This window comes from Tatumella sp. JGM118 (assembly GCF_018257515.1).
Lineage (GTDB): Bacteria > Pseudomonadota > Gammaproteobacteria > Enterobacterales > Enterobacteriaceae > Tatumella > Tatumella terrea.
Map to the genome: position 1 here is coordinate 127,387 of NZ_JAERJR010000004.1, position 21,417 is coordinate 148,803.

Here is a 21,417-nt window from a genome sequence, read left to right on the forward strand (position 1 = left end):
GCCAGCCGGGAGTATTCCCTGACTGACGTCTTTGGCTTATCCGGAAGAATTACTTCCTGATACGGATGACCGGTGTTTCTCCGGCAACGACCTGACCGGTGAGTTTAACCAGTTCACGAATTTCATCCATATTGGAAATCACGACCGGCGTCAGCGTCGATTTGGCCTTTTCTTCGAGGAAAGGCAAATCGAATTCGAGCACGATATCGCCTTTTTTGACTTTCTGCCCTTCTGAAGCAATGCGTGTAAATCCTTCACCTTTGAGCTCGACAGTGTCGATACCAAAGTGGACAAACAGTTCAATGCCGTTATCGGACTCGATAGAAAAAGCATGGTTTGTTTCAAAAATTTTACCGATAGTGCCATCTACCGGGGCAACAATTGTGCTTCCGTTCGGCCGTATGGCCACACCGTCACCGACAATTTTCTCAGCAAACACCACATCAGGAACATCTTCAATGTTTACAATTTCGCCGGACAGCGGGGCGACTATATCGATAGTACCGGAGGTACTCTCAGACTTCTCGCCGAATAATATAGAAAACAATCCCATGATCTTCTCCTGAGCAGTAATTTTGGGCCCGCGTATGGCTGATTAGCAGAGTGTCTTTTCTTTGATGAACTGGTTAACCAGTGTCATCAAATCGTCCGCGGTCGGCTGTTCCAGTGCCTGTTCTGCTAATGCTTTCGCATCCTCAAAATTAGTATTGCGAATAATTTTTTTGATACGTGGAATTGAAATGGCACTCATACTGAATTCGTCCAGCCCCATTCCCAGTAATAATAGTGTAGCACGTTCATCACCGGCCAGTTCACCACACATCCCTGTCCATTTACCTTCAGCATGGGATGCATCGATAACCTGCCTGATAAGGCCCAGAACGGAAGGGCTCATCGGATTATACAGGTGAGAAATTCTATCATTACCACGATCTACCGCCAGAGTATACTGGGTCAGATCGTTGGTGCCGATACTGAAAAAGTCGACTTCTTTCGCCAGATGGCGTGCAATCACAGCCGATGCTGGTGTTTCGACCATAATTCCGATTTCTATATTTTCGTCGAAACTTTTACCTTCGTCACGTAATTGTGTTTTCAGCAGTTCAATTTCGTTTTTAAGGAACCGGACCTCTTCTACCGAGATAATCATCGGGAACATGATGCGCAGTTTGCCAAAACCGGACGCACGTAAAATGGCGCGTAACTGCGCATGCAGTATCTCTTTACGATCCATAGCAATACGGATAGCGCGCCAGCCGAGGAATGGGTTGTCTTCTTTCGGCAGGTTCATGTAAGGGAGGTCTTTGTCACCTCCGATATCCATGGTACGCACAATCACGGCTTGTGAGCCCATCGCTTCCGCAACGGCTTTATAGGCTGCAAATTGTTCATCTTCGGTAGGCAGAGATTCACGGTCCATAAACAGGAACTCGGTACGGTACAGTCCGACACCTTCTGCGCCGTTGCGCTCAGCCCCGGCCACATCCCGCACCGTACCGATGTTGGCACAGACTTCCACCTGATGACCGTCGAGAGTAATGGCAGGTAAATCCTTCAGTTTAGCCATTTCGGCTTTTTCACTGAGATAGTGATCCTGTACATCGCGCAGTTCGGCAATGGTCTCTGCCGTCGGATTGATGTGCACCTGGTTACTGACGCCATCCAGGATCAGGTAATCACCGTTTTTCACTTCGCGGGTGATACTGCCGGTGCCTACAATGGCCGGTAACTCGAGAGAGCGGGCCATAATAGAGGTATGTGAGGTTCTGCCGCCCAGGTCGGTGATAAAACCGAGTACTTTTTTCAGGTTCAGCTGTGCTGTTTCTGAAGGCGTCAGGTCTTTGGCGACCAGAATAGATTCGTCACTGATAGCGCTGAGATCGACAATCGTTAAGCCGAGAATATTTTGCAGCAGACGTTTACCGATATCACGCACATCCGCAGCGCGTTCTTTCAGATACTCATCGTCGAGTTCTTCCAGCGCACCGGCCTGATCTTCGATCACCGCCTGTACAGCCGCATCGGCCGACTGATGATCTTTCTTAATAAGGTCAATAATTTCCTGCTCAAGCTCTTCATCTTCCAGCAGCATGATATGACCTTCGAAGATCGCTTCTTTTTCCGGGCCGAAAGTCTCGCCAGCCTTTATTTTAATGGCTTCCAGCTGTGTAGCGGCTTTACTGCGGCCTTCAAGGAAACGAGCAACTTCTGATTCAACCTGATCATCGGCAATTTTTTTCTGATTGATGACGATCTCATCTTCTTTCAGCAGCAAAGCTTTACCGAAAGCGATACCGGGTGATGCGAGAATGCCTGAAATCATAACCTTACCTTTAAGTACGATGGCCAAAAAGAATGACGGTACGCCATTTTCCGTAATCAGTGTAATCTACGGAAGCAATAACGCGGACATGTTGTCCGCGATCAAGACTGTTGCATAATCTTCAATAAATCTACACTGTTTCCGTTGAATGACAACACTACTCAAGTTCAGCCATCAGGCTGACCAGATGTTCAACGGCTTGCTGCTCATCTTCGCCTTCGGCAGAGAGGGTGATAACCGTCCCTTGCGTCAGACCAAGCGTCTGCAACTTGAACAGACTTTTTGCGCTGGCAGATTTACCATTTGAGGTAACGGTGATTTCGGACTGAAAAGCCTTGGCTTCTTTGACAAACTGCGCTGCAGGACGGGTATGTAAACCGTTAGGAGCTGTGATAGTAACTTCTTGCTGAAACATTTTATTTCCCCAACGTTATCAGAGGTTAATTCTGGCACCGGAGCCGGAAAACGTCCCTGTGGACTCCTGCGACAAAGCCCGGTTGTACGGGCAATGTCAGTTAGCAGACCCGGTTTCGCCTGTTCATAGTTTGCGGTAAATCCGCACACCTGACCGAATCATTATGCCGTTAATTTGGATTATGCCCTATCGGTAATTGTGCTGGTTTTGATCCGCTTCATAACAATGACTATTTATTTCGGGCTTCTAAATAAATATCAGCGTTGATAACAAACCTTGACGTCAAAAAGCAATACGATTTAGGGTAAAAATGAGATCGGGGACACAAAAAAAGCACCCGCAGGTGCTTTTTTCAGACAGACGAACCGGCAGCGTAACCCACTGATTATTAGCCAAGTTCTTTTTCGGTGAACAGATCAGCAAATAATGCGGTACTCAGGTAGCGTTCTCCGGAAGACGGCAGGATAACAACGATATTTTTATCGGCAAACTCCGGTTCCTGTTGCAGTTTCAGTGCTGCGGCGACAGCTGCACCGGAGGAGATCCCGGCAAGGATGCCTTCAGATTCCATTAACTGGCGTGCGGTGGAGATAGCTTCTTCGTTGGTAATCGCGACTACGCGGTCAACCAATGATAAATCCAGATTTTCCGGGATAAAGCCGGCACCGATCCCCTGAATTTTATGCGGGCCGGGCTTAATTTCTTCGCCTGCCAGTGCCTGCGCGATCACCGGAGAATCTGTCGGTTCTACCGCGACACTCACCAGTGATTTTTTACCGCGGGTGTTTTTCAGGTAACGACTGACCCCGGTCAGTGTTCCCCCGGTCCCGACGCCGGCAATAAAGACATCCACGTCACCGTCGGTGTCTTCCCAGATTTCAGGACCGGTAGTTTTTTCATGGATTGCCGGGTTGGCAGGGTTGCTGAATTGCTGCAGAAGGACATATTTGGCCGGGTTGCTGGCGACGATTTCTTCGGCTTTAGCTATAGCGCCTTTCATCCCCTGAGCCCCTGGCGTCAGCTCCAGATTAGCTCCCAGGGCCTTGAGTAATTTACGGCGCTCAACAGACATGGTTTCCGGCATGGTCAGTGTCAGTTTATAGCCCCGGGCAGCTGCCACATAAGCCAGAGCGATACCGGTATTGCCGCTGGTGGGTTCAACCAGTTCAACCCCGGGTTTCAGGATACCGCGTTTCTCCGCATCCCAAATCATATTGGCGCCGATACGGCATTTAACGCTAAAGCTTGGATTACGCGATTCAACCTTTGCCAGAATACGCCCGTTACCAATGCGGTTGAGTCTGACCAGCGGAGTATGGCCAATGGTTAAAGAATTATCTTCGTAAATCTTACTCATAGCTTGTCCTTAACTCTTTGAAATGTGGAGCACGACATGAGAATACGCTTTCTTTTGAGACAGTGAAGGAAAGAAATCGTATATCCTTATTTCAGAGGGCAATAAAGGCCGCTTTACTCAGCTGCTTTTCACGTCACGCTGACCCTGTGCAGCCAGCGTAGCTGACAGGCCCCGGTACTGGTCAACCCACATGGCGGTCGCCCCGCAAACGGCAACAGGCATAATGACCAGATTAACCCCCGGGATCAGGGTAAACACACTGACCAGCCCGCCAAATTGTAAGTGCGCACTCCGGTGGGTGGCCAGGGCCTGGCGCATGGTCACGAACGGCACACGATGGTTATCAAAGGGATAATCACAGTACTGAATCGCCATCATCCATGCGCCGAAGATAAACCAGAGCAGCGGAGCGAGGGTTTGTCCGATACCCGGGATAAAGTGTACCAGCAACAGCAGAAGAGCCCGCGGCAGATAATATTTTAGCTTAAGCCACTCACGCCACATAATGCGGGGCAAATCCTTAATCAGTCCTGCCCAGCCAATCTCCGGAAGAGGGTGCCCGGTGAGTTTATTTTCCAGTTGCTCCGCCAGTAGTCCGCAAAACGGCGCGGCAATCCAGTTGGCAAGGGTCGAGAAAAAATACCCAAAGAAAAGCAGCAGCGAGAGAACAGCCAGTGGCCAGAGGAGATAATTCAGCCACTGCAACCAGTGCGGAATGTGGCCGAGTAATTCCGGAATCCAGACATTCAGTCGTTTAAATAACCAGATAAGTGCAGAGCCCATTAGCAGTACATTGACCAGTAACGGGGCGATGACATATCGACGGATGCCCGGCAGCATCGCCAGGTGCCATCCCTGACGAAAGTAGTCGACACCGTTCATCGCTGTTTTGGTTTTTCCTTCCGGCATTCAATCATTCTCCTGACGTAACTTAGGCATATCATAACGTTGTTTAGCGGACGGGTAAGTAAATATTGGCTAAAAAGTCAGCAGTTACACGACGGATAGCATATTATTTGTCAGAAAGTACTATGCAGACTTGCACTTGTCCGGCCCTGCAAATACATTTAAGGGTAAAGGTGCCTTTTTTAGGCAAAGTATTGGAACAACAGAGAATACAATGATGCAGGATTTGCGTCTGATATTAATCGTTGTTGGTGCGGTTGCCATCGTTGCACTTCTCCTGCATGGTCTGTGGACCAATCGTAAGGAGCGGTCTTCTGTATTTCGCGATCGCCCGCACAAACGTCTGAAACAACGTAACGATGATGATCTCAGCTTTGAGGAAGAGGACAGTGTCTCTGATTTTCGCGCCAGCCGTGAATATGAGGAGGAGCCTGCTCCGGCTGAGAAACGTGCTACCCGTGCGCCAGAGGCTAAGCCTGCGCTGAAGAAATCACTGCGTGACCGGCCTGAGCCTTCAGCCGATCCGTTGATGGATGTCAGAACAGACTATGAAGCCACGCAACCGGAGATCACCGCCGACATTCATCAGCCACAGATTACCCCTGAGCGTCCGGAATCGGTGGCGGATAATGCCTATGCTGCGCCAGGCATAACCACTGCGCCGAAAACTGCTGCTCCGGCGAGTGATTCTGTGCCACGTGAAGAGATGCGCGCACCTCAGGCTGAGGCCGCGTATGAGGCTGACGTCGATGCAGAGCCGGTGGCTGAAAGTGTCCCTGCTGAGGCTGAACCTTCAGCTCCGGAAAATACCGACGCGCCCGCGGCGGAAAACACCGGTGGTGCTAAAGAAGCGGTACTGGTGCTTCATGTGTCTGCGCATACCGGCGGAGAGCTGAATGGTGAGCCTTTATTGCAGGCGATTCTGCAGGCCGGTTTCCAGTTCGGTGAAATGAACATTTTCCACCGGCATCTGAACCCATCCGGCAGCGGTCCGGTACTGTTCAGCCTGGCGAATATGATGAAGCCCGGTTCATTTGACCCGGAACAGATGGGTGACTTTACCACCCCTGGCGTTTCCATTTTTATGATGGTCCCTTCCTACGGGGATGCACACCAGAATTTCAAGCTGATGTTACAGTCTGCACAGCGAATTGCTGACGATGTGGGGGCGGTGGTTCTTGATGATGAACGCAGAATGATCACTCCGCAGAAACTGGAAGTGTACAAAACACGTATCCGGGAAGTCACTGAAATCGCTTAATCGCTAATTTGTCTCAATAAACCCCCGCTAGTCGGGGGTTTTTTATCTTATGGGGTTGTATGAATAACATCCGCCAACAGCTCAACCAGCTGCGCACACAGTTGCGGCATCACGAATATCTCTATCATGTGCTGGATGCACCGGAAATCCCTGATGCCGAATACGATAAACTGATGCAGGCGCTGAAAGCTCTTGAAGAACAGCATCCTGAACTGATCACCCGCGATTCCCCGACACAGCGCGTCGGGGCTGCCCCGCTGACCGGTTTTGAGTCTATCCGTCATGAAGTGCCGATGCTGTCTCTGGATAATGTCTTCGATGACCAGAGTTTTCTGGCATTCAATAAGCGTGTTTCTGAGCGATTGAAGAGTAGCGCTCCGGTGGAATACTGCTGTGAACTGAAACTGGACGGCCTGGCCGTCAGCCTGTTATACGAGCAGGGAGAGCTGGTACAGGCAGCTACCCGGGGTGACGGGACGACCGGCGAAAATATCACCGCGAACGTCCGTACCATCCGTGCAATTCCTCTGCGTTTAACCGGTGACGGCATTCCGGCGCGGCTGGAAGTGCGTGGTGAAGTATTTATGAACCAGAAAGGGTTTGAAAAACTGAATGACAGTGCACGAAAAAGCGGTGCAAAAGTTTTCGCCAACCCACGAAATGCCGCTGCCGGTTCCCTGCGTCAGCTGGATCCAAAAATTACCGAAAAGCGTCCGCTGACCTTCTGCTGTTACGGTATCGGAGTCTCTGAAGGGGGAGAACTGGCGGATACGCACTGGCAACGTTTGCAGCAACTGAAACACTGGGGATTACCGGTCAATAATCATGTCCGCGTCTGTGATACCCCGGAAAGCGTACTGGCGTTCTACCACAGTATCGGCGAACAGCGCTCTGAACTGGGCTTTGATATTGACGGCGTGGTGATTAAAGTTAACTCACTGGCCTTGCAGGAACAGCTTGGATTTGTCGCCAGGGCCCCGCGCTGGGCGACTGCCTTTAAATTCCCCGCCCAGGAGCAGGTCACCACGGTGCGTGATGTGGAATTCCAGGTCGGACGTACAGGCGCGATTACCCCGGTCGCCCGCCTTGAACCGGTACAGGTCGCCGGCGTGATGGTCAGTAATGCCACGCTGCATAACGCTGATGAGATAGAACGGTTGGGGATCCGTATCGGCGACAACGTCGTTATCCGCCGTGCCGGGGATGTTATTCCGCAGATTGTCAATGTGGTTCTCTCTGAACGCCCGGATGTCACACAGGAAATCATCTTCCCTGTCCACTGTCCGGTGTGTGGCTCTGATGTGGAGCGTACCGAAGGTGAAGCCGTGACCCGCTGTACGGGGGGGCTGATCTGTGGCGCTCAGCGGAAGGAAGCCCTTAAGCATTTTGTTTCGCGCAGAGCGATGGATGTGGATGGGATGGGAGATAAGATCATCGACCAGCTGGTGGAAAAAGAATATGTGCATACGCCAGCCGATCTGTTCCGTCTGACCGCAGGAAAACTGACCGGGCTTGATCGGATGGGGCCACGTTCGGCGCAAAATATTGTTGATGCGCTGGAAAAATCAAAAGAGACCACGCTTCCCCGTTTTCTTTTTGCATTGGGGATCCGCGAAGTGGGTGAAGCGACGGCCCTGAGCCTGGCGTTACACTTTGGTGAATTGCCGCCACTGATGGATGCGCCGCTGGAGGCTCTGAAGGAAGTCCCGGATGTGGGGCCGGTGGTGGCCAGCCATATCCGCCATTTTATGGATGAAGAGAGTAACCGTGAAGTGATCCGCCAGCTGGTGGAAGAGACCGGCATTCGCTGGCCGGCCCCCGGGCGCGGAGCCACTCCGGTGGACGATAATCCGTTTGCGGGTAAAACCGTCGTGTTGACCGGATCATTAAGTCAGCTGACCCGTGATGAAGCAAAAGACCGGCTGACCGCACTGGGCGCGAAAGTGAGTGGCAGTGTGTCGAAGAAAACGGATCTGCTGATTGCCGGTGAAGCGGCAGGATCCAAGCTGGAAAAAGCCAATGCACTGGGTATTCAGGTCATTGATGAACAGCAAATGATCGATTGGCTGGGAGGCTGACTCTGAACAAGCAGGACCTTATTGCGCTGGCGAATACCCGCATGCCTTTCGGAAAATATCAGGGGCGGGTGCTGATAGACCTGCCGGAAGAATATCTGTTGTGGTTTGCCCGCAAAGAGGTCTTTCCGGCGGGGCATCTCGGTGAGCTAATGCAGCTGGCGCTGGCGATTAAGATAGAAGGATTACAGGGATTGGTGGATCCGCTACGGAAAACCACAGGGTACTGAGTACCCTGTGGGCTATGGTTATTGTGCGGTAACGCCGGTTTTCGGGGTCGCTCCGAATACCGGATACTCCGGCAGTGATACGGCCTGATAGTTTTCCCAGCCTCCGCCCAGCGCTTTGTATAATGCGACCAGGTCTGTGGCGGTCTGTGCACGGGCGCTGATCAACTGTAACCTTGTCTGAGCCAGTTGCCGTTGTGCATCCAGGGCATTGATATAGCTACTGAGACCTTTTGAGTAACTTTCGCTGGCCAGTGAAAATGCCTGTTGCAGCGCATCTGCAGAGGCCTGTAACGATGTCAGTTGCTGCTGATCCGCCCGGTAACTTACCAGTCCGTTTTCAACTTCCTGCAATGCTCTCAGCACAGTATTTCTGTAGTCCAGTGCCGCACTTGCCTGAGAAGCCCTGGCGAGTCTGACCTGCGACACCAGTTGCCCTCCCTGGAAGATAGGCAATGAGATGCCGGGACCAATGCTATAAAAATGGCTGCTCCAGTCGTCAAGATAGCTGGCATCGGTGTTCCTGACCCCCAGCTGGCCTGTCAGTGAGATATCCGGGAAAAGCTGCGCAACCGAGACTCCGATATCTGCGGTGCGGGCATGCAGTGTGGCTTCCGCCTCCTGAATATCCGGTCGCCGGCGTGCGAGCTCTGCCGGGACGCCGACAGAAATCATCGCCGGCAGGGCAGGTAAAGGTTTCACCTGTATCAGTTCGTTATCCAGTGTGCCCGGGGCTTTGCCCAGCAGGACCGCCAGTCCGTTCATGGCCTGACTGATTTGCGCCTGATATTGCGGCAACTGTGCTTCAAGGGACGTGACCTGGGCAGTGGCACTTTGCAGATCGGTGGCCGGGGCCAGGCCGTTCTGCATCTGACTTTCCGTCAGTTGCTGTGTCTGACGGGCAATGGTGATCTGCTCTTCTGTGACACGGGTCATTGCCTGAGCAGCACGTAATTGCAGGTAAGTCCGCGCTACCTCGGCTTCGAGTGACACTAACGCATCATTACGTTGTTCAATAGCTGACAACTGTTCGGCCTGCGCCATTTCCCGCTGGCGACGTACTTTGCCCCAGAGGTCCAGCTCCCAGCGGGTATCAAATCCGCCCTGATAAAAGTTCACACTGCCGGTCGCCGAATTCACCAGCTGACTGCCTTCCTCGTTCAGATTATCGTAGACACCGTGTGATTTAAGCAGGCCTTTTAAACCGACCTGCTGGCGGGCATAGCTGGCCTGCGCACTCAGCGTCGGGAAAAAGCCGCCGGTGGCCTCATTGACCTGTTCACGGGCCCCGGCGATACGCAGCATCGCCTGTTGTAATGTCAGGTTACCGGCAATCGCCCGCTGGATCAGACTATCCAGTTGCGGGTCATTAAAATTCTTCCACCAGCTGGCTGACGTATCGGCAGTTTCCGGACGGGATTGCTGAGACGAGTCGAGATTGTGCCAGTTAGCGGGTAACTTATTTTCCGGGGCATGAAAATCAGGGCCCACGCTGCATCCTGCCAGTAACAGACTGACAACGATTGCACTGAAGCGATAACTGACAGATCGCATAGTAATTTCCTTCATTTTAATGGCCTCCGGCACTGCCTTCGCTTTTGACCGGAGCCAGCAATAAACAAAACGGTAACAGGATCAGGCCGATAATACAGAGGCCTGAAAAGACATCCACATAGGCAAGAAAACGGGCCTGGCTGATCATCTGTTTATACAGTTGCCCTGTGGCCAGAGAGGTTGCATCTCCGGCGGCGCTCGAAAAGTTCTGTATCGCGTGCGTCATTTTCGACACCGCCTGATCAAATTGCTGGTTCAGGGACGTCATATTGGACGAGAGGTAGGCGGAACGGGTTTGTGCCCGCTCGGTAATGGCTGCGGTGGATAATGAAATCCCGATGGAGCCTGCCACGTTACGGAACATAGTAAACAGCGCCGAAGCGTCCCCGTTAAGTTTTTGCGGAATCGAGATAAACGCCACGGTAGTTAACGGTACAAACAGGAATCCCAGACCGATGGATTGCAGGCTACGCATAATTACCATGGAGGTGAAATCGAGGTCCGGCGTCAGGTGCATCGCTGAGTAGAGGAACGAAAGTGCCAGTGAAGCAAAACCGAACATAATAATGTAGCGGGTCTGCACGACGGGCATCAGTTTCAGCACCACGGGTATGGCCAGAATCACACAAATTGCCCCGGGCGTTAGTACCAGGCCCGCCAGGGTTGCGGTGTAACCCAGCTCCTGCTGTGCCAGTTGCGGAATAACCACCGAACTGCCATAAAGGATAAAAGCCATGCCCGCCATCAGTAAACCTGAGACCCAGAAATTGCGATCCTTCATCACCAGAATATCGACCACCGGCTTACGGGTATACATCAGCCAGTAAATGGCACCGGTGATCCCGATAACCGCAAGCGTGGCAAACAGCACAATAAAGTGCGATGCAAACCAGTCTTCATCCTCTCCGCGATCGAGAAAAACCTGTAAGCAACCCAGTCCCAGAGTGATGAGCCCGATACCGATATAGTCGATACTGAGACTGCCTTTTGCCGCTTTTTTCTCCCACGGGGGATCTTCCAGCAACTGGTAAATGGCCAGTGCGGTCATAATCCCTACCGGGATATTGATAAAGAAAATCCAGCGCCAGCTAAAGTTATCGGTGATCCATCCGCCGAGCGTCGGTCCGATGACCGGTGCGACGATGATCGCTATCGACGATAAACCGAAGGCCTTACCCCGGTCTTTTTTACTGAAGTAGTCCAGCAGGACTGACTGCTGAACCGGCTGTAAGCCACCACCGAAGAATCCCTGCAGGATACGGAATAAAATCAACTGCCAGAGCTCGGTGGCCATTCCGCACAGGAATGAACACAGTGTGAACATCACAATACACAGCAGAAAGTAATGTTTCCTGCCAAAATACCGGCTAAGGAAGGCAGAAATAGGCAGGACAATGCCGTTAGCCACTAAATAGGACGTCAGTACCCAGGTGGATTCATCGTAACTGGATGAGAGCGACCCCGCCACATGGGGCAGGGCGACATTGACGATGGTGGTATCCAGTACCTCCATAAACACCGCCAGCGTTACCGTTAAGGCGACCAGCCAGGGGTTAGCTGCCGGACGCCACTCTGTGGCGCCACTCATTTTATGGTTACCTCAGGTTCGACAGATAAGCCCAGTGGTAGCGGATGGTTCGGGTCCAGTCCTTTATCGATAACTATCTTAACCGGCACTCGCTGTACGATTTTTACGAAGTTACCCGTGGCATTTTCCGCCGGGAATGCAGAGAAATGTGAACCGGAGCCCATCTGGATACTGTCGACATGGCCCTGCAGTTTCAAATCGGGCCAGGCATCGACACTGATATCGACGTGATCGCCAGGTTTCATCGATTCCAGCTGGGATTCCTTAAAGTTCGCGGTGATCCAGATATCCGGCGAAACCAGCGCAAACATACTGCTGCCTGCCTGGACCAGGCTACCCTGATCGACATTACGTTTGGTCACAAAACCGGTATAGGGGGCGGTCACGCGGGTATATGAGAGGTTGAGTTCGGCCGTTTCCAGCTGTGCTTGCGCCTGTGTCACCTGTTGTCTGCGCGCTTCAACATTGGTTTCCTGCTGACGGATCTGCAGTGCGACCTGTGAGGCGACATCAACCTGTGCTGTGGCGTTCTGATATTCTGCCTGGGCAGAGCGCCATTGGGCCGTGGCACTGTCTATATTGGTCTGCGAGGTCGCTTTCGGATCAACCCCGTGCTGGCGGCGATAGGCAGCGGTAGCATTGTTCAGTTCCGCTCTGGCTCTGGCCTGGCTTGCCAGTGCCTGTTCTTTCTGCGCCGGATACTGAACTTTAGCCAGGGCTAACTGAGCTTCGGACTGTTGGAGCTGCGCATTGGCCAGTGCCAGTTGTGCCTGAGCCTGATCACGCTGAGCGATAGCATCCCGCGGATCAATAACGGCCAGCAGATCCCCTTTATTAACCTTCTGGTTATCTTTCACCAGTAACTGTGTCACATAGCCGGAGACCCGGGGAGAAATGGTCACCGCATTCCCGTCGGTAAATGCATCATCTGTCGTTTCGATGCCGCGGTTCATCAGCCAGTAGATAACGGCTGCGATGATGACGACCACCACGACAATCGCCAGGATGATCAGCGGTTTTTTACCGGGGCGTTTGCGCTCGTCATCAGGCGGTGAGTTCTCTTTCTTCTGCTGATCATCCTGAGATGAAGAGGCGGCCGCGCTCTTTTCCGCGCTGTCATCATGCGTTTGTTCGTTCATATCTGCCTTTGCCTTTAAAAAGTGAAAAGTGAAGCCCTGAAACGCTTTTAGTTCAGTTTATTATCGTCACTGAGGTGGTGGGACTGACTCAACGGACTGATTTGTCTTAATAGCACAGCACTAATCATTGACAGAGTCGGCAGAAAAATCAATAGCGGGAAAACCCGAAAATATCTGTACCGGAGGCGGGGGAACGGGGGTAATACAGCGCAGAACCTGATGGTAGCTGCGCTGCGGAGGGATCACTGTCCGGATGAAGAGGCGGTTATTTGCTCCTGTTCAGCAGCGTCATCATTCAGTTTTCGGTAGTGACGGGCAATAAATGAACAGGCCATCAGCTGAACCTGATGGAAAATCATCAGCGGTAACACAATGATACCGATAGTACTGGCAGGAAACAGGATGTTTGCCATCGGTACGCCATTGGCCAGGCTTTTCTTCGAACCACAAAACAGGATGGTAATTTCGTCCTGACGATTAAATCTGAACGCACGGGCTGCAATTACGTTGATCAACAGCACGACGGATAACAGTCCCAGACAGCCCACGATGATCCACAACATGGTCGCGAGGCTGACCTGATGCCAGATCCCGTTGACCACGGCCTCACTGAACGCGGAGTAGACCACCAGCAAAATCGAGGTCTGATCCGTTTTCCCGATCAGCGAACGGTGTTTTTCTACCCAGCTGCCAATCCAGCGACGGGAAAAATGTCCCAGCAGGAATGGCACCAGCAACTGCAGCATGATTTTTCCGATCTGTTCCATCCCGTTACCCGGCACATTACTGTGAACATGCATGACCAGCCCGACCAGCAGCGGAGAAACAAAAATCCCCAGTAAACTGGAGGCAGAGGCACTGCACACCGCCGCCGCAACATTGCCCCCGGCAAGCGAAGTAAATGCGATGGAAGACTGAACGGTCGCCGGCAGGATGCAGAGGTAGAGGAATCCGTTATAGAGATCAGCAGAGATGTGCAGCGGATGCCACCACGCAAAAAGCAACCCAAGGATCGGGAACATAATAAAGGTACTGAACATGATCCACAGATGGAGCCGCCAGTGGCTGCTGCCGGCCACGATTTTTTCCCGGGATAATTTGGCGCCGTGCATAAAAAACAGCAGAGCGATAGCGGCAGTGGTCAGCCATTCAAAAAACGGCACGAAACCGCCTTTCGCTGGCAGAAAGGTGGCAAGTAATACGGTAATGATGAGTTTTATCATCATCGGGTCAAGGCGCAGAAATCCCATCGTCATTTTCCGATCTGAAATAAAAAATATTGTGCGGTAATGCAGCTTAGAAATAAAATTAATTTATCGAACCTATATATGAATATAATGCATGAATTATACTCTCAGGCAGTTGAAAGTATTTGTGGCTGTCGCCACCGAAGGCAATTTCAGTCTGGCAGGGCAGGGAGTAGGCCTGAGCCAGTCTGCGGTCAGCCATAGTATCAAAGCGCTGGAGGCCGAGATTGGTGTCAAATTACTGGACCGGACGACCCGGGAAGTCCGGCTGACTCATGCCGGTCAGCAACTGGCCTCGAAGCTGGGTGTGCAACTGGAGGAGCTGAACACGACGTTACTGGAGCTACGGCGTTATGGGGGACAGCGCAGTGGCACGGTCAGGCTGGCTGCCAGTCAGACGATTTCTGCGCGGTTAATGCCCGCCTGCCTGGCACAGGCACGGCAGTGCTATCCGGAGATACGGTTGTTGCTGCAGGACAGTGTTCAGCAGTCGGTACTGCAGAGTGTACTGAACGCCACGGTCGACTTTGGTATCGTTATCGATCCCTTAAATAGTGATGAATTTGAGATCCAGCCCATCCTGAATGATCCTTTTTTGTTGCTGTACCGGACAGACGATCCATTGAGTGCAGCCCCCGCGGTCAACTGGGGAGATCTCCGTGATCGGGATCTGGTGCTGCAGGATTATGCTTCCGGTAGCCGGGCGCTGATTGATAACATTTTTCGCGAACAAAACATAACCCCCCGTGTGATCCAGCAGGTCGGGCATCCGGTAACGCTTTATCCGATGGCAGAAGCCGGGATCGGTATTAGTATTCTGCCGGCGCTGGCATTGCCACTACCTTCCGGCAGTCAGCTGGCCGTCAGGCGGATCTACCCGGAGTATCACCGGACACTGATGCTTATCCGGCGAAAAAACCGTTCACTGAGTCCGGCGGCAGAAGCTATCTGGCAACTGGTCTGTGAACAGGCGGATTATCTGAGCAGCCACCGGGATTTTATTCCTGAATGCTAAGGGAATGTGTGCCGGGGGGCGGGACGACAACCCGTGAATAAAAGCAGGCAGGGGATCTGTGCTCCCGGTGATACCTGTCGTCGCGGTAATAAAGGAAAGCTTTGTCATCCGGGGTCTTAGTGCCCTCTATCTGAGGGTTTATTACCCGCCACCGAGACCTGTCGTTAATTCCGTGGCATTACACAGGATCGGTGTAATGCCATACGGGGACTGAAAATCGCTGACTCAGCGTCTCACAGATCTTACCGCGTGACTCAGAAACACCGCAGTAAACTTTATCAGGTAGTGTTAGTAGAGTGCAGACCTGGCAAAAAATGACACGGCGGGCGAATCAGACCTCAGCCGCTGAGAGTGCTCCGCTGAACAGAACCGGTCATTTACCTGAACGGGCTGGCCGGTCGCTTGGCATATTAAGCCGGAGGACAGGACTCTGGCCGAAAGATGCTACGTCACCGGACGTGCCGGTGCCCGGGGATGAGTATTAACAACGGGCTGGTAAAGTACAGATAACGGAGTACAATGTCACCCTGGAAGGGAGTCCTTTATGGATCATTCAATTGAATTTATTGAGACGTCGCTTTTTACCCGGCAAATCCGAATGATTGCCACGGACGATGAGCTGAAAGCATTGCAGTGTGAACTGATTGAATCCCCGGAAAAGGGGGATTTAATTCAGGGAACCGGCGGACTGAGAAAAGTCAGAATGGCGACCGGCCATCAGGGGAAAAGCGGCAGTGCCAGAGTCATTTACTTTCTGGCGACCTGTGAGGTTATCTGGCTGGTGATGGCCTATCCGAAAAATACTAAGGACAGTCTGAGCGCGGCAGAAAAAGCGGCGCTGAAAAAACTGACCCGACAACTCAAAGATGAGGTATAGCATGAGCATTTTTAACGAACTGAAAACCTCTCTCGAAGAAGCCGTCGCCATCAAAAAGGGTGACGCGTTACCGGCACGGGTAACCCGTTATAACGTCGCGGATGTTAAAGCTATCCGGGCGAAACTGAACGTTTCGCAGGCCGAGCTGGCGGCAGCGCTGGGTACCAGTCTTGATACGGTGAAAAGCTGGGAGCAGAAACGGCGTAACCCGACCGGGCTGGCCGCGAAGGTTCTGGCGACCCTTCAGGACGACCCGCAGTACTTTAAGGTGCTGGCAGCCCACTAAAAATGACGGGGAAAGTGGCAGGTAACCCGTCAGAAGCGGTGCTTTACGTGTCACGCTAATGCCAGCGGAAAAGATAAGACCCGGCCCCCTGGCGGGCGGCGATGAAAACTTTCCGAAACCGGACTGACACTGCGCAGAGCTTCATCCCATCATCCGGTTCTCAGAGAGCAGGGGGCCGATAAAAATGCGCACAGTGAGTGATTTTAGTGAGTCAGCAGGGCCGTGTAATTTTTACTGCTGATGCTGATGCTGATGCTGATGCGGGCAATATTTCCGGGACCTGGCTGACATTACGCAGACGGTGAGCGGGCTTATCAGAGGGCAGAAACGAAAAAAGCTCCCTGAGGGAGCTTTTTTCTGAATTGGTGGGTCGTGCAGGATTCGAACCTGCGACCAATTGATTAAAAGTCAACTGCTCTACCAACTGAGCTAACGACCCGTTTGGTGGGTGATGACGGGTTCGAACCGCCGACCCCCTCCTTGTAAGGGAGGTGCTCTACCAACTGAGCTAATCACCCCCGCTGTGTGGAGTCGCATTATAGGGATAGTTGAATATGAGTCAACGCTTTTCCTGAATAAAATGTTCGTTCGTTTTAAAAATAGCCACCCTGCGGGGGTTTTAAACAAAACGGTGTTTTTTTTATCGCAAAACGCAGATTAAACAGTTTCAGAGGGCGAGCAATGATTGAGGATTCACTGCCAGGTGTTAAAATGAATCCACTGAATTCCGCATTTATTTCTGGTTTTTGTCGTCAGTGATGATAAAACCGCGTCCTAAGGCAATGTTTAATGAAAATTAAGACTCGTTTTGCGCCAAGTCCTACCGGCTACTTACATGTGGGTGGAGCCCGCACCGCTCTTTATTCCTGGTTATACGCCCGCCACAATAAAGGTGAGTTCGTTCTGCGTATAGAAGACACCGATCTTGAACGCTCCACACCGGAAGCCATCGAAGCCATTATGGATGGTATGAACTGGCTAAACCTGGACTGGGATGAAGGTCCTTATTACCAGACGAAACGTTTTGACCGCTATAACCAGGTCATCGATGAGATGCTGGAGGCCGGAACCGCCTATAAGTGCTACTGCTCTAAAGAACGCCTGGAGACACTGCGTGAAACGCAGATGGAAAATGGCGAAAAACCTCGTTATGACGGACGTTGCCGTGATAGCCATGAGCATCACAGTAATGATGAGCCTTGTGTGGTTCGCTTCCGTAACCCGCAGGAAGGTTCGGTGATCTTTGACGATCAGATCCGTGGTCCGATTGAATTCAGTAACCAGGAACTGGATGATCTGATCATTCGTCGTACCGACGGTTCACCGACCTATAACTTCTGTGTGGTGATCGATGACTGGGATATGGAAATTACCCACGTGATCCGTGGTGAAGACCATATCAATAATACCCCGCGTCAGATCAACATCCTGAAAGCGATCGGTGCGCAGGTGCCGCTGTATGCACACGTTTCTATGATTCTGGGAGATGACGGTAAAAAACTGTCCAAACGTCATGGTGCCGTGGGTGTGATGCAGTACCGCGATGATGGCTTTTTACCGGAAGCGTTACTGAACTATCTGGTTCGTATGGGCTGGGCGCACGGTGATCAGGAAATCTTCTCTGTGGCTGAGATGACTGAGCTGTTCCGTCTGGATGCTGTCAGCAAATCTGCCAGTGCTTTCAATACTGAAAAGCTGTTGTGGCTGAACCACCACTATATTAATACGCTGCCGGCAGAATATGTGGCAACCCAGCTGCAATGGCATATTGAACAGCAGAACATCGATACCGCTGTCGGGCCGGAACTGCCTGCACTGGTTAAACTGCTGGGCGACCGTTGCAAGACACTGAAAGAAATGGCGGAAAGCTGCCGTTATTTCTATGAAGACTTTGATGCCTTCGATGCAGATGCTGCGAAAAAGCACCTGCGTCCGGTTGCGCGTCAGCCATTAGAATGTGTGGCTGAGAAACTGGCAGCGATCACTGACTGGACGGCTGAGAATGTTCATCAGGCAATTCAGTCTACGGCCGATGAACTGGAAGTGGGTATGGGTAAAGTGGGCATGCCATTACGTGTCGCGGTAACCGGTGCCGGGCAGTCTCCGGGCCTGGACGTGACCGTTGCGGCAATTGGCCAGCAACGCAGTATCGCCCGTATTCATAAAGCCTTAGGCTTTATTGCAGAGCGCGAAGCACAGGCGTAAACGCGGTCAATGTACCGGAAACCGACGGGTTTCCGGTCTTTATTATTCCCCGTCCGGGATATCCAGTCGTTGCAGCATTCCGCGGATCCCTTCACGAAGTAACAACCCGCTTAACTGTTCTTTTTCATGACGTGTCATCTGACTGATACTGCTCAACAGCAGGGTCGCCAGTGGATCTTTTTCGGCAAAATAGTTGCCTTTCGGTTCAGACACATGCCTGATGGAATCCAGAAACGTCTTCACTTCTTCATCAATATGTATCAGCCGGGCTTTGCCTCCCTGTACACCAGGTTTTGGCAGGGTTGTCCAGCCTTCACGCTTGATCCACTTATTGATCGTCTGGCGGCTATACCCTGTTTCCAGCGCCAGTTCTTCCGGAGTCATCCATTCCTTTTTCACACTGTTTTCCTTTCCTGGTTGATGTAACGATGTCATTTTACAATGAAAGGTAACGTGTACTTTGAAAAAAGAAAAGATTTCGTCATCATCCCTATGGACGGATTCACTTTTTATTTTCCTTAACTCCCCGGGGACTGCGATCCTGAGGAGCTGCAGATGAGGTTACCCCCTGAATCTGGCGGCTTTTTCAGCAGTTGCACACAGATCAGAAATTTGCCGTTGACACTCATGCGCCGGTTTCATATTATGCCGTCCGTCAGGTCAGCCCTGACAATTTTCGGTCTGGGGGTATAGCTCAGCTGGGAGAGCGCTTGCATGGCATGCAAGAGGTCAGCGGTTCGATCCCGCTTATCTCCACCACTTCTTTCTTCTCGTCCGATCTGTTTTCTTTCAGCCTCATCCTTCAGCTTCAGCATTATCATCGTTAGCACTGCTTTCCTGATCTCAGTTTGTCCCGATTAACGGCTTATTAAATAAAGCGTTAGGCTGTTATTCGTCGGCTATCGGTCATTATCCCTGCAAAGTCTCAGTTCTCAGTTCTCAGTTCTCAGTTCTCAGTTCTCAGTTCTCGGTTCGAAATAGTTATCCTGTTATCATTTAAAGTAACGTCATGATGTATAACCTTATTTTCAGGTTTTTTAGGTTTGTCATTAGCTGTGGCCGTCGGCAGATAAATACTTTTTACTGCCCCCGCTGTCTGTATCGCGACGAAACGGTAAGACGCTTAGTATGGTTCAGGGACGTTGCCGCCAGCAGGTGACCGGCAATCGGCGTCGTGCCGGAGAGGCGGATCCTCCGGGATGCTCAGAGAAACCCGGCAGTGTATTAAGGAATGACAGTGATACCGGCAACGCGACAGACGTATGTTGTGGCAGGGGAGCAGCTCACGTGTTTGTGCGACCGCTCTTAGGCCATTTGCGGGGGACGTATCAGGGCGAATGGCCGAACAGTGTGTTTTCCGGCTGTGCAATACTGGCGGTGATACGCGTGAAACAGAGCCGGGGCATCCTGAGGTCCGGGCGTCTCACTGCAAAGGCCCCCGAATTTCCTGTTATCTTTCAGTAAGTCAACTCATTCGTGGCCTTCACCGGGATCAGCGCCTCTGTGTTTTTGCTGCCAGGCATGGTGAAAGGGGACTGCAGAAGAATGCGCAGGGGAGATCGTCTTCCGGCGAGTGAATAAACTGTTTTTCCTGTGACTACCGGGGCAATGATGGCTATTTCTTCTGCATCCTGTTGCCGGGAAGTTGCTTTCTGTACTTTATTCACTACAGTTAACAGTAACTTATTCAGAGATAATGAGAATAAAAAATGAGAATCAAAGGCATTAATGAAGGATTTTTTGTGCTGCTCTTATTGCTGAGTACCCTGGCGTTTTGCATGGTACTCAAGTCATATTACTCGTCCATATTCTGGGGAGTGATTCTGGCACTGCTGTTTTATCCGCTTAAAACACGGATCAGGGCGTGGCTTGGCGATAAAAATGGTCTGGCGGCATTACTGACGTTACTGATCATCTGTCTGATCGTCTTTATTCCGTGTGTGGTTGTGATGAGCTCTCTGGCTTATGAAGGCAATGAGGTCTACAACAATCTCCAGCAGAACAACCATTTTTTATCCACCTCCATCAGCACTGTGGTTCAACATCTGCCTGGCTTCGTGCAGGAGTTTCTGAATCGTTATCACCTGACCAATGTCGATCAGCTTCAGCAAAGAATTTCCGGCCTGGCGATGCAGGGGAGCCATACACTGGCCAGTAGCGCGCTGGTGATAGGGCAGGGAACCTTCAGCTTTACGGTCGGTTTTATCATTATGTTATACCTGCTGTTCTTCTTCCTGAAGGATGGTGCCTATCTGATTAGCCTGGTACTGGATGCCCTGCCTCTGAGCCGAGATGTAAAACATCACCTGTTCACTAAACTGGCCGCCGTTTCCAAAGCCACGGTAAAAGGAACGGTAGTCGTGGCAATCGTGCAGGGCGCGCTGGGGGGGCTGGCTTTCTGGTTCCTGGGTGTGGAAGGCAGTGTGCTGTGGGGGGCATTAATGGCGTTCCTTTCACTGGTCCCTGCCGTCGGGTCAGCCATTATCTGGCTGCCGGTGGCTATCTATTTCCTCGCCGCCGGGCCGCTGTGGAAAGGAGTCTTCCTCGTGGTTTTCTTTGTCGTCGTGATCGGGCTGGTGGACAATATCCTTCGTCCGTTACTGGTGGGTAAAGAAACACGTATGCCGGATTATCTGGTGCTGATCTCCACCCTGGGCGGAATGGAATTGTTCGGCCTTAACGGGTTTGTTATCGGACCGCTGATTGCTGCGTTGTTCATCGCCTGCTGGAATTTATTATCCGGTCGTGACAACCAGTCCAATACCGATAGAATCGATGATGATGTTATTGCCGAAGGACGGGAGAGTCATAAAGTGCAGCAGGTGACGGCGGATAAAGCCGACTAGTCACTGATAAAAGCGTGTCTGTCAGCCCGGTCGCGGCACTTTTAAGCGCGTCGTCACTAAAAACCCCTGGTTCAGGGGTTTTTTCATCTCTACGTG

The 21,417-nt window shown here is 51.8% G+C and carries 18 protein-coding genes and 3 tRNA genes; 9 read left to right on the top strand and 12 right to left on the bottom strand.

The features are described 5' to 3' along the window. Positions 1-49 precede the first annotated feature (49 nt). From crr to cysZ, 5 genes are all read right to left on the bottom strand, one after another. Positions 50-553: a PTS glucose transporter subunit IIA gene (gene crr, locus JK223_RS06140; protein WP_212713332.1), complete on the bottom strand. Its 504-nt coding sequence runs from the start codon at positions 551-553 to the stop codon at positions 50-52. 42 nt (positions 554-595) lie between these two features. Further along, a complete protein-coding gene (gene ptsI, locus JK223_RS06145; RefSeq protein WP_212713333.1) occupies positions 596-2,323 on the bottom strand; it encodes a phosphoenolpyruvate-protein phosphotransferase PtsI in 1,728 nt (575 codons plus the stop codon). Between the two features lie 157 nt (positions 2,324-2,480). After that, positions 2,481-2,738 (bottom strand): phosphocarrier protein Hpr, encoded by a 258-nt coding sequence (gene ptsH, locus JK223_RS06150; protein ID WP_025903583.1) that lies wholly within the window; start codon positions 2,736-2,738, stop codon positions 2,481-2,483. Positions 2,739-3,126: 388 nt separating this feature from the next. Beyond that, a complete protein-coding gene (cysK, locus tag JK223_RS06155) occupies positions 3,127-4,095 on the bottom strand; it encodes a cysteine synthase A (protein ID WP_212713334.1) in 969 nt (322 codons plus the stop codon). 117 nt (positions 4,096-4,212) lie between these two features. Next, positions 4,213-5,004 carry a sulfate transporter CysZ gene (gene cysZ, locus JK223_RS06160; RefSeq protein ID WP_212713335.1) on the bottom strand — a complete coding sequence of 264 codons (792 nt, stop codon included), beginning with the start codon at positions 5,002-5,004 and terminating at the stop codon, positions 4,213-4,215. 211 nt (positions 5,005-5,215) lie between these two features. Here cysZ and zipA point away from each other — a divergent pair, with 211 nt between their 5' ends. The 3 genes from zipA to JK223_RS06175 are packed head-to-tail and all read left to right on the top strand — an operon-like array spanning position 5,216 to position 8,567. Beyond that, positions 5,216-6,262 carry a cell division protein ZipA gene (gene zipA, locus JK223_RS06165; protein WP_212713336.1) on the top strand — a complete coding sequence of 349 codons (1,047 nt, stop codon included), beginning with the start codon at positions 5,216-5,218 and terminating at the stop codon, positions 6,260-6,262. Between the two features lie 59 nt (positions 6,263-6,321). Continuing rightward, positions 6,322-8,340 carry an NAD-dependent DNA ligase LigA gene (gene ligA / locus JK223_RS06170; RefSeq protein WP_212713337.1) on the top strand — a complete coding sequence of 673 codons (2,019 nt, stop codon included), beginning with the start codon at positions 6,322-6,324 and terminating at the stop codon, positions 8,338-8,340. A 2-nt stretch (positions 8,341-8,342) separates the two neighbouring features. Then, positions 8,343-8,567 carry a DUF3820 family protein gene (locus JK223_RS06175; protein ID WP_212713455.1) on the top strand — a complete coding sequence of 75 codons (225 nt, stop codon included), beginning with the start codon at positions 8,343-8,345 and terminating at the stop codon, positions 8,565-8,567. Between the two features lie 18 nt (positions 8,568-8,585). Here JK223_RS06175 and JK223_RS06180 read toward each other — a convergent pair whose 3' ends face one another. From JK223_RS06180 to JK223_RS06195, 4 genes are all read right to left on the bottom strand, one after another. Next, positions 8,586-10,133, bottom strand: a complete 1,548-nt coding sequence (locus tag JK223_RS06180) for an efflux transporter outer membrane subunit (protein ID WP_249213501.1) — start codon at positions 10,131-10,133, stop codon at positions 8,586-8,588. 1 nt (position 10,134) lies between these two features. After that, positions 10,135-11,706 carry a DHA2 family efflux MFS transporter permease subunit gene (locus JK223_RS06185; protein WP_212713338.1) on the bottom strand — a complete coding sequence of 524 codons (1,572 nt, stop codon included), beginning with the start codon at positions 11,704-11,706 and terminating at the stop codon, positions 10,135-10,137. Next, the gene (locus tag JK223_RS06190; protein ID WP_212713339.1) at positions 11,703-12,845 is read right to left on the bottom strand and encodes an HlyD family secretion protein; all 1,143 of its coding nucleotides are present in this window, start codon (positions 12,843-12,845) and stop codon (positions 11,703-11,705) included. Before JK223_RS06190 ends, JK223_RS06185 begins: the two co-directional genes overlap by 4 nt. Positions 12,846-13,087: 242 nt before the next feature. Then, on the bottom strand, positions 13,088-14,095 hold the full coding sequence (locus tag JK223_RS06195; RefSeq protein WP_212713457.1) for a bile acid:sodium symporter family protein: 1,008 nt from the start codon (positions 14,093-14,095) through the stop codon (positions 13,088-13,090). 91 nt (positions 14,096-14,186) lie between these two features. On the opposite strand from JK223_RS06195, the gene JK223_RS06200 reads away from it, so the two are divergent. The 3 genes from JK223_RS06200 to nadS all read left to right on the top strand — a co-directional run bounded on the left by JK223_RS06200 (position 14,187) and on the right by nadS (position 16,270). After that, positions 14,187-15,107, top strand: a complete 921-nt coding sequence (locus JK223_RS06200; RefSeq protein ID WP_212713340.1) for a LysR family transcriptional regulator — start codon at positions 14,187-14,189, stop codon at positions 15,105-15,107. A gap of 544 nt (positions 15,108-15,651) precedes the next feature. Beyond that, positions 15,652-15,984, top strand: coding sequence for a type II toxin-antitoxin system RelE/ParE family toxin (locus JK223_RS06205; protein ID WP_212713341.1), 333 nt, complete (start codon positions 15,652-15,654; stop codon positions 15,982-15,984). 1 nt (position 15,985) lies between these two features. Beyond that, positions 15,986-16,270, top strand: a complete 285-nt coding sequence (gene nadS / locus JK223_RS06210) for a NadS family protein (RefSeq protein WP_212713342.1) — start codon at positions 15,986-15,988, stop codon at positions 16,268-16,270. A 363-nt stretch (positions 16,271-16,633) separates the two neighbouring features. Here the strand turns inward: nadS and JK223_RS06215 are convergent. Beyond that, a tRNA-Lys gene (locus JK223_RS06215) sits at positions 16,634-16,709 on the bottom strand. Between the two features lie 3 nt (positions 16,710-16,712). Beyond that, positions 16,713-16,788, bottom strand: a tRNA-Val gene (locus JK223_RS06220). A gap of 271 nt (positions 16,789-17,059) precedes the next feature. Here JK223_RS06220 and gltX point away from each other — a divergent pair. Beyond that, positions 17,060-18,475 carry a glutamate--tRNA ligase gene (gltX, locus tag JK223_RS06225; RefSeq protein ID WP_212713343.1) on the top strand — a complete coding sequence of 472 codons (1,416 nt, stop codon included), beginning with the start codon at positions 17,060-17,062 and terminating at the stop codon, positions 18,473-18,475. 42 nt (positions 18,476-18,517) lie between these two features. Here the strand turns inward: gltX and JK223_RS06230 are convergent, their stop codons facing one another. Next, entirely contained in the window at positions 18,518-18,874 is a 357-nt protein-coding gene (locus JK223_RS06230) for a YfeC-like transcriptional regulator (RefSeq protein WP_212713344.1), read from the bottom strand. A gap of 284 nt (positions 18,875-19,158) precedes the next feature. Here JK223_RS06230 and JK223_RS06235 point away from each other — a divergent pair. Next, positions 19,159-19,234, top strand: a tRNA-Ala gene (locus tag JK223_RS06235). A gap of 950 nt (positions 19,235-20,184) precedes the next feature. Further along, on the top strand, positions 20,185-21,321 hold the full coding sequence (locus JK223_RS06240) for an AI-2E family transporter (protein ID WP_212713345.1): 1,137 nt from the start codon (positions 20,185-20,187) through the stop codon (positions 21,319-21,321). The last annotated feature ends 96 nt before the right edge of the window (positions 21,322-21,417 follow it).